The organism is Rothia sp. 27098_8_29 (assembly GCF_041432785.1).
Taxonomy (GTDB): domain Bacteria; phylum Actinomycetota; class Actinomycetes; order Actinomycetales; family Micrococcaceae; genus Rothia; species Rothia mucilaginosa.
Map to the genome: position 1 here is coordinate 1 of NZ_JAPWAI010000022.1, position 2,944 is coordinate 2,944.

General features: G+C 56.8%; 3 protein-coding genes and 1 riboswitch. Of the genes, 1 reads left to right on the forward strand and 2 read right to left on the reverse strand.

Annotated elements, in window-relative coordinates; translation table 11 throughout:
- Positions 1-84 precede the first annotated feature (84 nt).
- Positions 85-244, reverse strand: a riboswitch (cyclic di-AMP (ydaO/yuaA leader).
- Positions 245-850: 606 nt separating this feature from the next.
- Positions 851-1,555, reverse strand: coding sequence for a metal-dependent transcriptional regulator (locus tag O3649_RS09020; RefSeq protein WP_005504532.1), 705 nt, complete (start codon positions 1,553-1,555; stop codon positions 851-853).
- A 208-nt stretch (positions 1,556-1,763) separates the two neighbouring features.
- Entirely contained in the window at positions 1,764-2,528 is a 765-nt protein-coding gene (locus O3649_RS09025; protein WP_303944331.1) for a DUF3027 domain-containing protein, read from the reverse strand.
- Positions 2,529-2,669: 141 nt separating this feature from the next.
- Between O3649_RS09025 and O3649_RS09030 the strand changes: the two genes are divergently transcribed.
- The gene (locus O3649_RS09030; RefSeq protein ID WP_005504529.1) at positions 2,670-2,942 is read left to right on the forward strand and encodes a hypothetical protein; all 273 of its coding nucleotides are present in this window, start codon (positions 2,670-2,672) and stop codon (positions 2,940-2,942) included.
- Positions 2,943-2,944 lie beyond the last annotated feature (2 nt).

Sequence of the window (2,944 nt, forward strand, 5' to 3'; positions counted from 1 at the left end):
TGCGTTCGCGGGAACGGTCGAGCCGAGCAGGATTGCGCCTGCTGCGAGGGTTGCACCTGCGGTACGTACGATCTTCTTAGCCATTGGTAATTCCTCCATTGCCTGACGAGGTGAGCTGTCGGGCTCGAGCATGGATTCGCTCGGCCACCGAAGTGACTTAGCCCCGAGGCTTCTCGATTGAGATGCCGTATCCCAGCTTGGGGATTGGGTCCCCCGCTTCTGCCATATTGGGTAGACGTACATCGAAGCGTTGGCAGAACTCAGCGGAACCGCTTCGACGGTGCCCTCTTACGATGAGGATTTGGGCACAAATCGAGAATACACAGAAAACTCCCAGTTGTCACTTCATTCGGGCTTAAATTTTGGACTTTCACCCTGGGGGGAAAACTTGGCACTCCAGGCATTTGACCCCCTCTCAATGGAACCAACAGCTACCGTTTAAGGCTCTTGACTAGGTGTTTCACAAGGATGCACATTCGCTTTTAATGCACCAGCACCCCTTAAGGACAGGGTTCAAAACTCTTAAAAATGACCCTTATCTCTTAAATGTCCGTTCTCAGAGATTGCTCAAACATCGGCGTTTCCCTCAGTTTCAACCTTAGATTTAAGCGAAAAACCCGAAAAATGCACTCAAGCGCAGTTGCTAAAACTCTGAGAGAGGAGTATATGCGCCCGCGCACATGACCAAACTCTGAAATACCCCACCCACTAGGCACCTCAGCTCCCCAAAACCTCCCCGCAAGACCGAGCAACCCTAACATATGAACAAAAACGGTGGCACCGCCTCCACTAAGGAAGGCGATACCACCGTTTAGCGTGAACTGGGTTAGCAGACTCTCAGAATTAGACCTTAGAGGTTGCCGCCGCGCTTGACCACGATTGCGTTTGCCACATCCATGTCCAGGGAGAGGGTGTCCTCTTCACCGTCGGCGTGAACAATCACGTCATCGTTCTGACCGGCAACCACGGACACCGAAGCGCCGTAGACAATACCTGCGTCAGCCAGCAGCTTCAACAGCTCAACGTCAGTCTGAATGGACTCAGGGAAACGAGAGATAGTGAAACGGTCCTCGGGACCAGAGTCGCGTGCCGCCAGGGACATGGGCACGGTACGCTCGTCGTTCTTTTCGCTAGTGTGACCCAGATCCTCCAGGCCGGGGATAGCGTTGCCGTACGGGGAGAACTTGGGGTCCTTGAGCATCTCCAGGATGCGCTTCTCCACCTTGTCACTCATGACGTGCTCCCAGCGGCATGCCTCTTCATGCACGTACTCAAGTTCCAGACCAATAATGTCGGAGAGCAGTCGCTCAGCCAGGCGGTGCTTACGCATCACCTCGACCGCCTTGTGGCGGCCTTCCTCGGTCAGTTCGAGGTGGCGGTCCGGCTCAACGGTGAGCAGGCCGTGCTTCTCCATGCGTGCCACAGTCTGGGAAACGGTTGGGCCGGAGTGCTCGAGTCGTTCAGCGATGCGCGCACGCATGGGGACAATGCCCTCTTCCTCCAGTTCGAGGATGGTGCGCAAATACATCTCTGTGGTATCGATGAGGTCTGTCATATATCTCTCCCAGCTTTCACCGCAACAGTACTTAGATAGCACTGCCTAAGTCGTTACTTATTCAATAATCTATTATGTACTTTTTCAGCGGCTTTTGCCACGGCTTAAGTCATTGAGTCGCCCAATGAAAACTCATTGGACGACTCAAGACACCTTATATATACGCTTTTGCTAACCCACCCCTTATTAAGAGGAGTAGACGGTAGGCTTACTCTGCGGACTCAGCTTCAGCGGTTTCTTCCACGGCAGATTCGTTCTCTTCCGCTTTGTTCTCTGCGGGCTCAGCAGATTCCTCTGCCTCAGCGGTTTCAGCAGACTCTGCGTTCTCCTGCGCGGCGTTCTCCTCCAGGTCTTCCGGGCGAACGCGGTCAGCCCACGGCACCCAATCCGGCGCAATCAGTGCGTCGTCGCCGGGTAGCAGGCCCACCTCGCAGATCGTTGCCACGCGGGAGCGAGGCGCACGCGAGAGGGTCGCGAACCAGAACCAGCCGCGGTAACCGGGCAGGGTGCACTCGAAAAGGTGAGTGCTTAGACGCTCTTCCTCGGCGCGCACGTGATGCACCAGGCCGATAGCGTGTGCCGGGGCGATTTCCTGAACGCCCTGCAACGCCACATCCTTGGCAGCGGCAAGAATCTCATCCACCTTGGAGGTGCGGCGCAACTTGTGCGGAACGCCCAGGGAGGGGGCGCCCACCTCTTCATCCAGCGGGGTGAAGGGGTCGGGGGTGGAGTCTTCGTTCTGTGCGGTTTCTTCGGCAGCAGATTCCTCAGAGGTATATTCCTCGGATGCAGATTCCTCAGCGGGCGTATCAGCCGCCTCAGTCTCCTCAGCGTTCACGGAGGGCTGAGTCTCAGCAGGTACAGCGCTACCCTCGTCGGTGCTCTCAGGCGCGGCAGAAGGCGCAACGGACTCTGCAGGCGCGTCAGTAGCGGGCGTAGTTTCGGGGAGCAGTTCAATAACCTGTTCAGACATACCCCTATTAAAGCATCTCGCGTGCGCAAACATTGCGGCGCCCGCCCCAAGCTTCGCATACGCTGTGAATTTGAGTCTCAAACCGCTAAATCTGGGGCTTCGCCCATTAACAGCTGTGTGTGAGCTGATACGGTTAAATTTATGAGTAATGAACCCGTACAGGACACGCGCAGTACCGCAGACCAGGCGCCCGCTCCCCTTCCCTACGCCGGAGCTATCCGTTGGCTCGGCGCGGCAGGTGCGCTTCTCGCCCTGATTTGCCTGCTCACCGGAGTCGCCATGCTCGTGATGAAGTGGGTTGGGGCAGCGCCGCCCGCCCTCATGAGCCAGATTCCGCTGGTCCTCCTCCCCGTCGCCTTTATCGCCCTCATGGCCGCACTCATCCTGTCGGTCATGCGCCGCAACAAGGCATAAAG

Coding starts and splice junctions, on each gene's coding strand:
- O3649_RS09025 (WP_303944331.1), bottom strand. CDS start 2,528: ATGTCTGAACAGGTTATTGAACTGCTCCCCGAAACTACGCCCGCTACT.
- O3649_RS09030 (WP_005504529.1), top strand. CDS start 2,670: ATGAGTAATGAACCCGTACAGGACACGCGCAGTACCGCAGACCAGGCG.
- O3649_RS09020 (WP_005504532.1), bottom strand. CDS start 1,555: ATGACAGACCTCATCGATACCACAGAGATGTATTTGCGCACCATCCTC.